Source organism: Amycolatopsis sp. NPDC050768, assembly GCF_040654155.1.
Classification (GTDB): Bacteria; Actinomycetota; Actinomycetes; order Mycobacteriales; family Pseudonocardiaceae; genus Amycolatopsis.
In genome coordinates this window covers 437040-450823 of the sequence record NZ_JBFAHL010000006.1, presented here as the reverse complement: position 1 = coordinate 450823, position 13784 = coordinate 437040, and the positions used below count along the sequence as shown (strand labels likewise).

13 protein-coding genes and 1 pseudogene are annotated in these 13784 nt (G+C 72.8%); 11 read left to right on the top strand and 3 right to left on the bottom strand.

All coding sequences use genetic code 11. The features are described 5' to 3' along the window. Positions 1–232: 232 nt before the first annotated feature. The 8 genes and pseudogenes from thrS to AB0H62_RS20710 all read left to right on the top strand — a co-directional run bounded on the left by thrS (position 233) and on the right by AB0H62_RS20710 (position 7370). Complete coding sequence (gene thrS / locus AB0H62_RS20745) at positions 233–2260, top strand: threonine--tRNA ligase (protein ID WP_220241369.1); 2028 nt, start codon at positions 233–235, stop codon at positions 2258–2260. Next, positions 2257–2805 carry an HIT domain-containing protein gene (locus AB0H62_RS20740; protein ID WP_220241368.1) on the top strand — a complete coding sequence of 183 codons (549 nt, stop codon included), beginning with the start codon at positions 2257–2259 and terminating at the stop codon, positions 2803–2805. The genes thrS and AB0H62_RS20740 overlap by 4 nt, the downstream gene beginning before the upstream one ends. A 66-nt stretch (positions 2806–2871) precedes the next feature. Next, positions 2872–3402, top strand: a complete 531-nt coding sequence (locus AB0H62_RS20735; RefSeq protein WP_220241367.1) for a MarR family transcriptional regulator — start codon at positions 2872–2874, stop codon at positions 3400–3402. A 100-nt stretch (positions 3403–3502) separates the two neighbouring features. After that, positions 3503–4102: pseudogene (gene pgsA / locus AB0H62_RS20730) on the top strand (phosphatidylinositol phosphate synthase); the annotation flags it as partial. Positions 4103–4257: 155 nt separating this feature from the next. Then, on the top strand, positions 4258–5175 hold the full coding sequence (locus tag AB0H62_RS20725; RefSeq protein ID WP_220241366.1) for a phosphatidylinositol mannoside acyltransferase: 918 nt from the start codon (positions 4258–4260) through the stop codon (positions 5173–5175). Positions 5176–5191: 16 nt separating this feature from the next. Continuing rightward, the gene (locus tag AB0H62_RS20720) at positions 5192–6337 is read left to right on the top strand and encodes a glycosyltransferase family 4 protein (protein ID WP_220247782.1); all 1146 of its coding nucleotides are present in this window, start codon (positions 5192–5194) and stop codon (positions 6335–6337) included. Next, positions 6334–6822: an NUDIX hydrolase gene (locus tag AB0H62_RS20715; protein WP_220241365.1), complete on the top strand. Its 489-nt coding sequence runs from the start codon at positions 6334–6336 to the stop codon at positions 6820–6822. Before AB0H62_RS20720 ends, AB0H62_RS20715 begins: the two co-directional genes overlap by 4 nt. A 35-nt stretch (positions 6823–6857) precedes the next feature. Next, positions 6858–7370, top strand: coding sequence for an XdhC family protein (locus tag AB0H62_RS20710; RefSeq protein WP_360587528.1), 513 nt, complete (start codon positions 6858–6860; stop codon positions 7368–7370). Positions 7371–7397: 27 nt separating this feature from the next. Here the strand turns inward: AB0H62_RS20710 and AB0H62_RS20705 are convergent, their stop codons facing one another. Next, positions 7398–9506 (bottom strand): elongation factor G-like protein EF-G2, encoded by a 2109-nt coding sequence (locus tag AB0H62_RS20705; RefSeq protein WP_360587526.1) that lies wholly within the window; start codon positions 9504–9506, stop codon positions 7398–7400. 145 nt (positions 9507–9651) lie between these two features. Between AB0H62_RS20705 and AB0H62_RS20700 the strand changes: the two genes are divergently transcribed. Then, a complete protein-coding gene (locus AB0H62_RS20700; protein WP_220241362.1) occupies positions 9652–11103 on the top strand; it encodes an FAD-binding oxidoreductase in 1452 nt (483 codons plus the stop codon). 57 nt (positions 11104–11160) lie between these two features. Next, positions 11161–12126 (top strand): DUF5937 family protein, encoded by a 966-nt coding sequence (locus AB0H62_RS20695; RefSeq protein WP_220241361.1) that lies wholly within the window; start codon positions 11161–11163, stop codon positions 12124–12126. A gap of 3 nt (positions 12127–12129) precedes the next feature. On the opposite strand, the gene AB0H62_RS20690 is transcribed toward AB0H62_RS20695, so the two are convergent. Then, complete coding sequence (locus AB0H62_RS20690) at positions 12130–12450, bottom strand: AzlD domain-containing protein (RefSeq protein WP_220241360.1); 321 nt, start codon at positions 12448–12450, stop codon at positions 12130–12132. Further along, positions 12450–13145 (bottom strand): AzlC family ABC transporter permease, encoded by a 696-nt coding sequence (locus AB0H62_RS20685; protein WP_220241359.1) that lies wholly within the window; start codon positions 13143–13145, stop codon positions 12450–12452. The genes AB0H62_RS20690 and AB0H62_RS20685 overlap by 1 nt, the downstream gene beginning before the upstream one ends. A 70-nt stretch (positions 13146–13215) precedes the next feature. Here AB0H62_RS20685 and AB0H62_RS20680 point away from each other — a divergent pair, with 70 nt between their 5' ends. After that, complete coding sequence (locus tag AB0H62_RS20680; RefSeq protein ID WP_354875667.1) at positions 13216–13779, top strand: XRE family transcriptional regulator; 564 nt, start codon at positions 13216–13218, stop codon at positions 13777–13779. The last annotated feature ends 5 nt before the right edge of the window (positions 13780–13784 follow it).

The window sequence follows — 13784 nt, the reverse complement described above, 5'->3', positions numbered from 1 at the left end:
TTTTTCCGCCCCCGCGGCGGGGGCGGGGGGGGGGGCCCGGGCCCCACCCGCCCCCCCGCCGGCCCCCTCCCCGCGCCCCCCCCCCCCCCGGGCGGCCCCCCGCTTCCGTGGTGCGGGGAGACGAGCCCGGGAGAGCCGCCCCGGTTAGCGCCGACACGCGTGAGGCGCCCGCGGGCCGCCGACTAGCATCAACCGGAGTCATTCTTGTCACTTGCCCCAGAAGGAGCCGATCGTGTCGCATCCGCCGTCAGCCGCCGCCGTCCCCGCCGAGCGCGTGGTGGTCCCGGCGGGCACTACGGCGGGAGCCGCGGTCCGCGAGGCCGGGCTGCCGACCAAGGGCCCGGACACGATCGTCGTCGTGCGCGATGCCGAGGGAAAGCTGCGCGACCTCGCCTGGGCGCCGGAGGCAGACGCCGCGGTGGAGCCCGTCGCGGCGAACACAGAAGACGGCCGCAGCGTGATCCGCCACTCGGCCGCCCATGTGCTGGCGCAGGCCGTGCAGCAGGAGTTCCCCGACGCGAAGCTCGGCATCGGGCCGCCGGTCAAGGACGGCTTCTACTACGACTTCGCCGTCGACAAGCCGTTCACCCCGGAAGACCTGCAGGCGCTCGAGAAGCGCATGAAGCAGATCGTGAAGGGTGCCCAGCAGTTCTCCCGCCGCGTGTTCGACTCCGTGGACGAGGCGAAGAAGGAGCTGGCGAACGAGCCGTTCAAGCTCGAGCTGGTCGACCTCAAGTCCGAAGTGGACACCGACGAGGTGATGGAGGTCGGTGGCGGCGAGCTGACCATCTACGACAACCTCGACCCGCGCACCAAGGAGCGCGTGTGGAGCGACCTCTGCCGCGGCCCGCACGTGCCCACCACGAAGTTCATCCCCGCGTTCAAGCTCACCCGTGTGGCCGCCGCCTACTGGCGCGGCAGCGAGAAGAACCCGCAGCTGCAGCGGATCTACGGCACGGCGTGGGAATCGGGCGAGGCGCAGGACGCCTACCTCGAGCGCATCGCCGAGGCCGAGCGCCGCGACCACCGCCGCCTCGGCGCCGAGCTCGACCTGTTCTCCTTCCCGGAGGAGATCGGCTCCGGGCTGCCGGTGTTCCACCCGAAGGGCGGCATCATCCGCCGCGAGCTGGAGAATTATTCGCGCCGCCGCCACGAGGAGGCCGGCTACGAGTTCGTGAACACGCCGCACATCTCCAAGGGCGAGCTGTTCCACACCTCCGGCCACCTGCCCTACTACGCCGACACGATGTTCCCTCCGGTCAAGTTCGACGACGAGGACTACTACCTCAAGGCCATGAACTGCCCGATGCACAACCTGATCTACCGCTCACGCGGGCGGTCGTACCGGGAGCTGCCGCTGCGGCTGTTCGAGTTCGGCACCGTGTACCGGTACGAGAAGTCGGGCGTGGTCCACGGCCTCACCCGCGTGCGCGGCCTCACGATGGACGACTCGCACATCTACTGCACCAAGGAGCAGATGCCGGGCGAGCTGCGCTCGCTGCTGAAGTTCGTGCTCGACCTGCTGGCCGACTACGGGCTGTCGGACTTCTACCTCGAGCTGTCCACCCGCGGTGACTCCGAGAAGTTCATCGGCGAGGACTGGGAATGGGAGGAGGCCACGGAGACGCTGCGGCAGGCCGCGATCGACTCCGGTCTCGAGCTCGTGCCCGACCCGGGCGGCGCCGCGTTCTACGGCCCGAAGATCTCCGTGCAGGCGAGGGACGCCATCGGCCGCACCTGGCAGATGTCCACGATCCAGCTGGACTTCAACCAGAACAAGCGCTTCAACCTCGAGTACACCGCGTCCGACGGTTCGCGCCAGCGCCCGGTGATGATCCACCGCGCGCTGTTCGGCTCGATCGAGCGGTTCTTCGGCGTGCTGACCGAGCACTACGCCGGCGCGTTCCCCGCGTGGCTCTCGCCGGTGCAGGTCGTGGGCATCCCGATCACCGCCGACCAGGTCGAGTTCCTCGACGGCGTGCAGAAGGCGTTGCGCGCCAAGGGGATCCGGGCCGAGGTCGACGCGAGCGACGACCGCATGCAGAAGAAGATCCGCACCCACACCACGCAGAAGGTGCCCTTCCTGCTCCTGGCGGGCGCGAAGGACGCCGAGGCGGGCGCGGTGTCGTTCCGCTTCCGCGACGGCGGCCAGATCAACGGCGTGTCCGTGGACACCGCCGTCGACGCCATCGCCGAGTGGGTGGCCGGCCGCGAGAACGCCTCGCCGAGCGCGGAGGCCGTGGAGAAGATCCTGCGGTGAGCGACGCGGACGGTCCCGAGATCGTCGAGCAGGACGGAGTGGGGGTCCCGGACGCGCTGCAGCGGCTGTGGACCCCGCACCGGATGGCTTACATCAAGGGGCAGGAGAAGCCGGACGACGACGAGTCCGACGGCTGCCCGTTCTGCCGCATCCCGGGCCTCGACGACGAGACGGCGCTGATCCTGGCGCGCGGCGAGACGGTGTACGCGGTGCTGAACCTGTACCCGTACAACCCCGGTCACCTCATGGTGGTGCCCTACCGCCACGTGGCCGACTACACCGACCTGACCGGGGCCGAGACGCGCGAGCTGGCCGAGTTCACCCAGCACGCCATGCGCGTGGTGCGGGCGGTGTCGGCGGCGCACGGGTTCAACCTCGGGATGAACCAGGGCGTGATCGCCGGCGCGGGCATCGCGGCGCACCTGCACCAGCACCTGGTGCCGCGCTGGGGCGGCGACGCCAACTTCATGCCGGTGATCGGGCACACCAAGGTGCTGCCGCAGCTGCTCGGCGAGACGAGGAAACTCCTGGCCGACGCGTGGTGAAGACCACGGGACGCGGGAGTGTACCGGCGCGGTAATTGAGCACTCAATCAGGGGTAACATGGGGGTATGTCCGAACCTCGCTGGCTTTCCGAAGACGAGCAACGCGTCTGGCGTGACTTCTCCCAGGCAGCCGCGCTGTTGCAAGCGCACCTCGAAGGCCAGCTGCAACACGACTCGGGCATGCCGCACACCTACTACGAGGTCCTGGTGGCGCTGTCGGAGGCCGACGGGCGCCGGCTGCGGATGAGTGAGCTCGCCGAAGCGCGCGGCTCCTCGCGCAGCCGCCTGTCCCACGCCGTGGCGCGGCTGGAGGGCAAGGGCTGGGTGCGGCGCGAGTCGTGCCCCACCGACAAGCGCGGCGCGTGGGCGGTGCTCACCGACGCCGGGTTCGCGGCGCTCGAGACGGCGGCCCCCGGCCACGTCGAGGCCGTGCGCGAGAGCCTCTTCGACCGGCTGACGCCGGAGCAGGCGCAGCAGCTGGGCGAGATCAGCTCGGCGATCCTCGGCGGTCTGCGGCCCCAATGCGCGGCCGCGATCGCGGCCGAGGAGGCGGGCGAATTCGTGGCCCCGGTCGTCGAACTGCCGAAATCAGGCTGATCGCCCGGCGGGTCGCGGGGCGGGACGTCGGCCCCGTGCCGGCGGGTCGATAGGCTTTCCTGGCCCACCCACCCTCGAGCCAGGTGCACCAGACGACGAGATGCTCAACATTTTCGCCCGTGCCTCAGTCTCCCGCGTCACCGATCCGATCGGTCGGACGCTGGTCCGTGCCGGACTGACTCCGAACGCGATGACCGTGATCGGCACCGCGGGTGCCGTGGCGTGCGCGCTGGTCTTCTTCCCGCAGGGGCTCCTGCTGTGGGGAACCTTCACCGTGTGGGGGTTCGCCATGCTGGACCTCCTCGACGGCGCGATGGCCAGGGCCCGCGGTTACGGCACCCCGTTCGGAGCCGTCCTCGACGCGACGTGCGACCGCTTGGTGGACGGCGCGCTGTTCGCCGCCATCGCGTGGTGGTGCTTCGTGGTCGACCACAACAACCGCGCGGCCGCGGCCGCCCTGATCTGCCTGGTGCTCGCCCAGGTCATCTCCTACGTGAAGGCCCGCGCCGACGCATCGGGCCTCGAAGCCGACGGCGGCCTCGTCGAGCGAGCCGAGCGGCTGATCATCGCGCTCGTCGGCACCGGCCTGCACGGCCTCGGTGTGCCGTACACGGTGGAGATCACGCTCTGGCTGCTCGCCGTGCTGTCGGTAATCACGCTGCTGCAGCGCGGTGCCGCCGTCGCGAAGGCCGCGCGAGCCGTGGCCGAGCAGGCAAAGCAAGCCGCGGAAGCCACGAAAGCCGAGCAAACCCGGCAAGCCGAGCAGGCCCAGCAAGCCAGGTCGGCCGAGCAACCCGCCACCACTCAGGCCGAGCAGGCCCCGACCGGCGACGTGCAGACAGGCGGGGCGCAGCCGTGAGCGCGCTGTCCCAGCGGCTCGGCGAGTTCGGCTACACGGCGGGCTGGCAGCTCGCCCGCCGGATGCCCGAGCCGATGGGGACGACGGTGTTCGCCCTCGGCGCCGACCTCGCCACCCGCCGCGGCGGCGGGGGCGTGCGCCAGCTGCGCGCCAACCTCGCGCGGGTCGTGCCGCAGGCCGACGAGACGGAGCTCGACGAGCTCGTCCGCCGGGCCATGCGGTCGTACGCGCGGTACTGGTACGAGACGTTCCGGCTGCCGTCGATGGACCGCGCCGAGGTGATCTCCAAGGTCGGCGCCGCGATCACGGGTGTCGAGAACATCGACGCCGCCCTCGCCGAGGGCAACGGCGCGGTGATCGCGCTGCCGCACAGCGGAAACTGGGACGCGATCGGGGTGTGGCTGGCCGACCGGCTCGGCGGGTTCACCACGGTCGTCGAACGGCTCAAGCCCGAGTCGCTGTTCAACCGGTTTGTGGCCTACCGCGAGTCGCTCGGGTTCGAGATCGTGCCGCTCACCGGCGACAGCGCGGCGATGCGCTTGCTGCTGAAACGCCTGCGGGAGAACAAGGTCGTGTGCCTGGTCGGCGACCGCGATCTCACCACGAGCGGTGTCCCGGTGCGGTTCTTCGGCGAGCGCACGCACATGCCCGCGGGCCCGGCGCGGCTCGCGGCCACCACCGGGGCCGCTCTGTTGCCCGCCGGTTCGTGGTTCAGCGAGGACGGCTGGCAGGTCCGCGTGCACCCGCGCATCCGCGTGACCGCCCGCGCCGAGGTGCCCGCGGCCACGCAGGCGCTGGCCGACGCGTTCGCCGGCGACATCGCGGCGCACCCGGCCGACTGGCACATGCTGCAGAAGATCTGGCTCGCCGACCTCGAGGCCGCCGAGCGCGGCAGCCTCGAAGAAGTGGGCTGACGCGGTGGCGGGCGGGCTGAAGATCGGGATCGTGTGCCCCTACTCGTTCGACGTGCCGGGCGGGGTGCAGGGGCACGTGATCGACCTCGCGCGGGCGCTCATCGCGCGGGGCCACCAGGTGTCCGTGCTGGCGCCCGCCGACGAGGACGCCGTGCTGCCGGACTTCGTGCACCCCGCGGGCAAGGCGCTCGGCATCCCGTACAACGGCTCGGTCGCGCGGCTGCAGTTCGGGCCGGTTTCCTACTCGCGGGTGCGGCGCTGGATCCGGGACAACGGGTTCGACGTGCTGCACCTGCACGAACCGGCCGCGCCCAGCCTGTCGCTGCTCGCCCTGAAGGTGGCCGACGGGCCGATCGTCGCCACCTTCCACACGGCGACCACGCGCTCGCGCACACTGGCGGCGTTCCAGCCCGTCCTGCGGCCGCTACTGGAGAAGATCACCGCGCGCATCGCGGTGTCGGCGCTCGCCCGCCGGGTGCAGGTCGAGCACGCCGGGGGCGACGCGGTCGAGATCCCCAACGGCGTCGACGCCGAGTTCTTCGCGCGCGCCACGCCGCTCGACGGCTACCCGCGCGCGGGCGGCACGGTCGGGTTCGTGGGCCGGTTCACCGAGCCGCGCAAGGGCATGGACGTGCTGCTGGAGGCGTTGCGCCGGCTGCAGCCGGAGTTCGAGGACCTGCGGCTGCTCGTGGTCGGCCGCGGCGACCCGGACCAGCTCCGGCGCATGGCCGGCCCCGAGCTGTGGCCGCACGTCGAGCTGCTCGGCCAGGTCGACGACGCCACGAAGGCGCGCGCGCTGCGCAGCGTCGACGTGTACTGCGCGCCGAACACCGGCGGCGAGAGCTTCGGCATGATCCTCACCGAGGCCATGGCCTCGGGCACGCCCGTGCTGGCCAGCGGGCTCGACTCGTTCCGCCGCGTGCTCGACGACGGCAAGGCCGGGCAGCTCGCGGCGACCGGCGACGCCGGCGCGCTCGCCGACGGCCTGCGCGAGCTGCTCGGCGACCCGGCCCGGCGCGCGTCGCTGGCCGCGGCGGCGGGGGAGCGCGTGACGGCGTACGACTGGTCGGTCGTCGTCACCCAGGTGCTGCGCGTGTACGAGACCGCGATCGCCGCCGACCCGAGGCTGGTCGTTGCGGCAGAGCGGGAGTTCGCGCGGTGACCTGGCTCGCGTGGCTGATCCCCGTGCTGGCCGCGATCGTGGTGCTGGGCGGGCTTTTCCTCGTCGCGACGGCCAACCGCCTCGACCGCCTCCACGTGCGCACGGACGCCGGCTGGGCCGCGCTCGACGCGGCGCTGGCGCGGCGCGCGGTGGTCGCCCGGGCGGTCGCGGCCTTGCTGGACGGCACCGGCCCCGGTCTGCACGCCGCGGCCGAGCGGGCCGAACGCGCGTCCCGCGCCGAACGCGAGGCCGACGAAAACGAGCTGACCCTGCGCCTCGGCGCCATCGACCGGGCAACGCTGCCACTGGTGCTGGCCGAGGAGCTCACCGACGCCGAGCACCGGGTGGTCATCGCCCGCCGCGTGCACAACGACGCCGTGCGCGACACCCTCGCGCTGCGGCGCCGGCGGAAAGTGCGGTACTTCAAGCTCGCCGGGACGGCGCCGCTGCCGGAGTACTTCGAGTTCGCCGAACCCGAGGTGTGACGGGAATTCCGGGTGACGGTGGCAGACTGAGGCGCATGACCGTCGAACCGGATGCCTGCGCCGTCGCCCACGGCGCTCCCGAAGCGAACCCCGACGCGCGGACCCTGGTCGTCGTGTTCGCGTCGCCGGTGGCCCGGTACCTGCTGAGCTACGCCGCCGACCTGGGCTACCACACCGTGCTGTTCGAGCCGGACGCCGCGCGCGCCACCGACGTGCGGACGGCGTGCGACATCCGCACCGCGATGCCGGCGCTCGACAAGTCCGCGGACGTCGTGGTGACCGACCACCACCGCCCCGAGCTGGGCCCGGTGTTGCGCGACGCGCTCGCGGAGGACACCCGCTGGGTCGGCGTTCTGGGCAACCCGCGTCACGAAGGGCCGCACGTGTCGGCGCTGACGGCTCTGGGCGTGCCGGCGCCGGACATCGCGCGGGTGCACCGCCCGGTGGGGCTGAACATCGGCTCGCGAAAGCCGGCCGAGATCGCCATCGCCGTGCTGGCCGGCCTCATCGCCGACCGCAACGACAAGCCGGGCGGCTTCGAGTTCTGAGTCTCCGCGGTCAGACCGGCACTGCGCTCACAGAGGCACCGCCCCTTCCGGCAGTGGTTCGAACCGGGCGTGGACGCGGGTGAACGTGGCCGTGCCCGACGTCAGCGAACGCAGGTCGATCGCGTACCGCAGGAGTTCCGCGGCGGGCACCTCGGCGTTGATGACCGTCCGGCCGCCCTCGCCCGACTCGGTGCCGAGGACCCGCCCGCGGCGGGACGACAGGTCGCCGAGAACGGTGCCCAGGTGCTCGTCCGGGAGCGTGACGGCGACGGTGTCCAGGGGTTCCAGCAACGTGATCCGGCTGGCGGCCGCGGCTTCCCGCAGGGCGAGCGCGCCGGCGGTCTGGAACGCCGCGTCCGACGAGTCGACGCTGTGGGCTTTGCCGTCGACGAGCGTCACGCGCACGTCGACGACCGGGTGCCGGTCGACGAGCCCGCGCTTGAGCTGCGCGCGGACGCCCTTCTCCACGCTCGGGATGAAGTGGTGCGGCACCGAGCCGCCGACGACCTTGTCCACGAACTCGAAACCGCTGCCGCGCGGCAACGGTTCCACTTCGATGTCACACACGGCGAACTGGCCGTGGCCGCCGGACTGCTTCACGTGGCGGCCGTGGCCGCGGGCGGGTTTGCCGAACGTGGCGCGCAGGCTGATGCGCACCGGTTCGGTGTCCACGTCGGCGCCGCCGGCGCGCAGCCGGGACAGGACGACGTCGGCGTGCGCCTCGCCCATGCACCAGAGCACGAGCTGACCGGTCTCGGCGTTGCGGTCGAGCCGCAGCGTCGGGTCGCCGGCCACGAGGCGCGACAGGTTGCGCGAGAGCGTGTCCTCGTCGCTGCGGGTCTTCGCGATGATGGCGACCGGCAGGAGCGGCTCGGGCATGCGCCAGGGTTTCATCACCAGCGGGTCGTCTGGCGACGAGACGGTGTCGCCCGTTTCCGCCGAGCCGACCTTGGTCAGCGCGCACAGATCGCCCGCCACGCAGTAGGGGACTTCGCGCAGCGCGGAGCCGAGCGGCGAGTACAGGTGCGCCACGCGTTCGTCGGCGTCGTGGTCCTCGTGCCCGCGCTCGGCGAGGCCGTGGCCGGACACGTGCACCGCGTTCTCCGGCCGCAGCGTCCCCGAGAACACCCGGACGAGCGACACGCGGCCGACGTAGGAGTCCACGGCCGTGCGCACGACCTCCGCCGCGAGCGGTCCGGCGGGGTCGGCCGTCAGATCACCGTGGGGGCCGCCGTCGGGGGTCGTGACGCCCGGCAGGGCGTGCTCCAGCGGTGACGGGAACGCGCGCACGATCCCGTCGAGCACCTCCGCGAGCCCGATGCCGCTGGTGGCGCATACGGGGATGACGGGGTGGAACGACCCGCGCGCCACGGCCGTCTCGAGATCGGCGATGAGCGTGTCCTCGGAGATCTCCTCGCCGCCGAGGTAGCGCTCCATGAGGGTCTCGTCCTCGCTCTCGGCGATGATGCCCTCGATGAGCGCGTTGCGGGCGTCTTCGAGCCCGGCGAGGTCGGCCGGGGCGGGCTCGCCGATCCGCGGCGGGTAGCCGGCCGAGTAGTCGAAGTAGCGCTGGGTGATGAGGCCGACCAGCCCGTCGCGGGCCGGCAGGTAGAGCGGCAGCACGCCCGCGCCGAACGCGGCCTGGCAGGCGGCGATCTCCGCGAGCGCGTCGGCCCGGTGGTGGTCGAGGCGGGAGACGATCACGGCCCGGGGCATCCCGACCGACGCGCACTCCTCCCACACGGCGACCGCCGCGGCGTCGACGCCTTCGGCCGCGCACACCACGAACAGCGCGGCGTCGGCGGCGCGCAGCCCGGCACGCAGCTCACCCACGAAATCGGCGTACCCCGGCGTGTCGATCAGGTTGATCTTGTGGCCCTGGTGCAGCACCGGCGCCACCGACAGCCCGACGGAACGCTGCTGGCGCTGCGCGGCCGGGTCGTGGTCGCACACCGTGGTGCCCTCGACGACCGAGCCGGCGCGCGGGACGGTGCCCGACGCCGCGAGCAACGCCTCGGTGAGCGTGGTCTTCCCGGAACCCGAGGGCCCCACCAGCACGACGTTGCGCACCCGGGCGGGGTCGGCCACAGCGACGGCGGCCCCGGTGTCGGTACTCCTGCTCTGTTTGTCGGCCATAGCGACTCCTCGGCGAACGGCTGGTGTACGCGATGTGTCCTCGATCACACACCCGCTACCCTGGGCAGGGCAAGGCAGGGCCGGGGGGGACCACGCGTTTGCTCCCCGGTGGGTTCCGGCCTCGGGCCGGGCAGGGGGGAGCGGGATGACGATCAGCAGGCGCACGTTCCTGTGGGTGTCCGGGGCGGCGGTACCGGTGGCGGCGGGCCTGGGGGCCACCACTCCGGACACGGCGCCGGACCGGTGGGCGGCCCTTCGGCGGCGGCTTTCGGGGGCGTTGCTGGTGCCCGGCGACACGGGGTACGAGGCCGCCCGCCACGGCTATTTCACGTTGTACGACCACCACCCGGCGGCGATCGCCGGCTGTGTGAGCGAGGCGGAGGTGCAGGCGTGCGTGGACTTCGCCGCGCAGCACGGCATCCCGGTGGCCGCGCGCTCGGGCGGGCACAGCTACGTCGGGTACTCCACTGTGGACGGCGGCCTGGTGGTGGACGTGGGGCGGCTCGACGGGATCCGCGTCCTCGGCCACGGACGGGCCGTGGTGGGTGCGGGCGCGCGGCTGGGGCCGGTGTACCAGGCGCTCGGTTCGGCCGGGCGGGCGCTGGCGGCGGGCACGTGCCCGACCGTCGGCATCGCCGGGCTGACGCTCGGTGGGGGAGTCGGCGTGCTGGGCCGCAAGCTCGGGCTCACGTGCGACCAGCTCGAGTCGGCGCGGGTCGTGACGGCGGACGGCGTGGCGCGCACGGTGTCGGCGCATCAGCACGCGGACCTGTTCTGGGCGTTGCGCGGCGGCGGGGGCGGCAACTTCGGCATCGTCACGTCGTTCACCTTCCGGACCGCCGAGGCGCCCGACCTCACGTCGTTCAGCCTGCAGTTCCCGCCCGAGACGGCCGCGACGCTGTTCGCCGAGTGGCAGGACTGGCAGCCGCGGATGCCCGACGAGCTCTGGTCCGACCTCGGGCTCGGCGCCACGGCGGCGAACTTCGGCGGCTGCTTCGCAGGTCCGCGCAGCCAGCTGAAGCCGATCCTCGACGACTTCGTCCGCCGGGTGGGCGCCGCGCCGCTGAAGCGTGAGGAGCCGGAGACCGATTTCCTCGGCGCGATGAGGTACTTCGCCGGCTGCACGGACCTCGCGGGTTCGGCGTGCGGCCCCGGCTGGGGCGGCGGCACCGGCAAGATCGGGACCGCGGCGTACGTGGCGACCTCGCGGATGCTGATGCGCCCGGCCAAGGATCCGGCCGCGGTCCTCGAGCTGCTGAGCGAGGACCCGGATTCTTACACGATCGTGGACGGTGGCGGCGGCGCGATCGCGCGCGGCGACTCGGCTTTCCCGCACCGGCGGGCGCTCGCGAGCTTCCAGTTCACCCACGGGCTGGAGCACGCGACCGAAACCGCGGCAAGGCGCGCGATCGGGCGAATTCGCGACGGGCTCGGGCCGGAATTCGGCACAACCGGTTACGTCAACTACCTCGATCCGGAAATGCCCGACTGGGGTCAGGCCTATTACGGCGGAAACCTGCCCCGGCTGCGCGCCCTCGCCCGCCGGTACGACCCGGACCGCGTGTTCGCCTTCCCGCAAGGGGTTACCCCGGCCTGACTGTCCACAACGGATTGTTTTACACTTCTCCGATTCCCGTTTTCGAGGAGGAGGAACGTGCTGGAGCTGGCGTGGTCGGTGGACGAATTGGCGCGAACGAGGCTCGCGTTCTCCCCGTTGTGGGAAATCGTGGCGAGCGTCCGGGTGCTGGCGCGTCCGGGGGAGCACGCGCTGCACCTGCCGTGGGTGCGCAAGGCGTCGGGCGCGCTGGCCGACGCGGGCATCGACGTCACGCCGCTCGCCGATCTCGTCGCCGGCCGCTCGGTGCCGCGGTTCCTCACGCCCACGCCGGCTTCGCCCGTGCCGCAGCTGGCCGACGAGCTCGCGGACCTGCGCGACGTCGCCCCGCGCGCGGTGCGGCGCGAGCTGGAGGCGATGGACCCGCCGCGCTCGGCCGCGCTGACCCGCTTGCACCGCGCCCCGGAGGCGGGGCTCGACCGGCTCGCGGAGCTGATGGAGCGGTACTGGGCGGTGGCGCTGGCGCCCGCGTGGCCACGCATGCGGGCCCTGCTGGAAGGCGACGTGCTGCACCGTTCGCGCCTGCTCGCCGCCGGTGCGGCTGAGGACCTGTTCCGCGACCTGGCGCCCGCTGTCCACTGGGCCGAGGGCGCGCTGATCGTCGCGCAGCGCCACGTCCCCGGCACGGGCGCGCCGCACGGCCACGGGCTCGTGCTGGCGCCGTCGGTGTTCGTCTGGCCGCGCGTGATCTCCCGGACCCACGCGGGCCGGCAACCCGTGCTGCGCTATCCGGCCCGCGGCGTCGCCGGCCTGTGGGAATCCGGCGGAACCGCGTCGTCGGCGGCCCTGCGCGGGGTGCTCGGCCGCAGCCGCAGCACGCTCCTCACCTCACTGACCACGCCGGCGGACGTCGGCGAGCTGGCGCGCCGCACGGGCCTGAAGCAGGGTGTTGTCGCGAAGCACCTCCAGCTCCTGCGCACCGCCGGCTTGGTCGCCACGGCCCCCGACGGCGTCCACTCGCGCACGGTCGCCGCCGACGCCGTGGTGACCGCGGCCGACGACTGAGCGTCAGGGGACTCCGGCCAGCCGCAGCAGCGCCGCCGTCGCCGCGGCGGCCACGACCACGGCAACGAACGGGGCTTTGCGCCAAGCCAGCACACCGCCGACCAGCACCCCGGCCGGCCGGGCGACGCCGGCGAACGCATGCCCGTCCATCAGCGCGCTTGTCGCGACCAACGCGGCCAGCAGGACGACGGCAGACAGCGCCATGAGCCGCTGGGCGCGAGGGGAGAGGCGCACGCGCGTGCGCAGCACCGGCCCCGCGAAGCGGAAGGCGAACGTGCCTGCCGCGAGGACCGCGGTGGCGATCAGGAGCTCGACGCCGTCCATCAGTGGGCTCCTTCCAGCGTCTTCGGTTCCTTGGCCGCGACGCCGACGAGCACGCCGGCCAGCGCCAGCAGCACCGGGAGACCCGCGGGCAGGAACGGGGTCGCCACCAGGGCGACCACCACGCCCACGGCGACGGGCAGCCGGGTGGCGCGGTCGCGCAACGACGGCAGCACGAGGGCCAGCAGCACGGCCGGGAACGCAGCGTCCAGGCCGAAGGCGGCGGTGTCGCTGATCGCGGTGCCGGCGAAGGCGCCCGCGACGCAGCCGGCGTTCCACGCGACGAACAGGCCCGCGCCGCACGCCCAGTAGGCCGCGCGGCGGCGCCCGGAATCGCGCTGGGCCAGGGCGAAGGCCACGGACTCGTCGATCATCAGGTGGCTGCCGGCGATGCGGGCGGCCCACTTCGAGCCGAAGACGTCGCCGATCGCGAAGCCGAACGGCAGGTGCCGCGCGTTCACCAGCAGGCCCGCGACCACGGCGGCCAGCGGGTTGCCGCCGCCGGCGATGATGCCCACCAGCATGAACTGCGACGCGCCCGCGAAGACCAGCAGCGACAGCAGCATCGGAGCCCATAGCGGGAAGCCCGAGCTCACCGCGATGGCGCCGTAGGAGACGCCCACGAGGCCGTCGGCCACGCAGACGAGCGCGATGTCCCGGGTCAGCTCCCGGTCGAGTGTTCGCCAAATCGAACGCATAGTGCCTTATGCTGAACACAAGACCGGGTGTTCGTCAAGGCGAACGGAAAGACTGATGGAGCGAACACGCATGTCGCAGGAGACCACCGGCGCGCCGCTGGAGATCATCGCCGCGTCGCTGCGCCGCGAGCGCACCCGTGCGGGCCTGTCGCTCACCGAGGTCGCGCGCCGCGCAGGCCTGGCGAAGTCGACGCTGTCGCAGCTGGAATCCGGCTCGGGCAACCCGAGCGTGGAGACGCTGTGGGCCCTCGGCGTGGCGCTCGACGTGCCATTCTCCCGGCTCGTGGAACCCGAACGGCCCCAGGTCCGCGTGATCCGCGCGGGCAAGGGGCCGACGGTGTTCGCCGAGCACGCCGACTACGCGTGCACGCTGCTGTCCGCGTGCCCGCCCTCGGCGCGCCGGGACATGTACGTGATCCGCGCGGAGCCGGGCACTCCGCGCAGGTCGGACCCGCACATGAACGGCGTGGTCGAGCACATCGTGATCTGCGCCGGACGGGCCCGCGTCGGCGTGCGCGACGACCCGGTCGAGCTGCTGCCCGGCGACTACATCTGCTACCCCGGGGACGTGCCGCACATCTTCGAGGCGCTGGAGCCCGGCACGTTCGGGGTGGAGATCTCGGAGTACTCGTGAAAGCA

Bases quoted from the DNA above. Each gene is read 5' to 3' on its own strand.
- AB0H62_RS20735 (WP_220241367.1), top strand. From the start codon at position 2,872: ATGTCCGAACCTCGCTGGCTTTCCGAAGACGAGCAACGCGTCTGGCGT.
- AB0H62_RS20710 (WP_360587528.1), top strand. From the start codon at position 6,858: ATGACCGTCGAACCGGATGCCTGCGCCGTCGCCCACGGCGCTCCCGAA.
- AB0H62_RS20705 (WP_360587526.1), bottom strand. From the start codon at position 9,506: ATGGCCGACAAACAGAGCAGGAGTACCGACACCGGGGCCGCCGTCGCT.
- AB0H62_RS20700 (WP_220241362.1), top strand. From the start codon at position 9,652: ATGACGATCAGCAGGCGCACGTTCCTGTGGGTGTCCGGGGCGGCGGTA.
- AB0H62_RS20690 (WP_220241360.1), bottom strand. From the start codon at position 12,450: ATGGACGGCGTCGAGCTCCTGATCGCCACCGCGGTCCTCGCGGCAGGC.
- AB0H62_RS20685 (WP_220241359.1), bottom strand. From the start codon at position 13,145: ATGCGTTCGATTTGGCGAACACTCGACCGGGAGCTGACCCGGGACATC.
- AB0H62_RS20680 (WP_354875667.1), top strand. From the start codon at position 13,216: ATGTCGCAGGAGACCACCGGCGCGCCGCTGGAGATCATCGCCGCGTCG.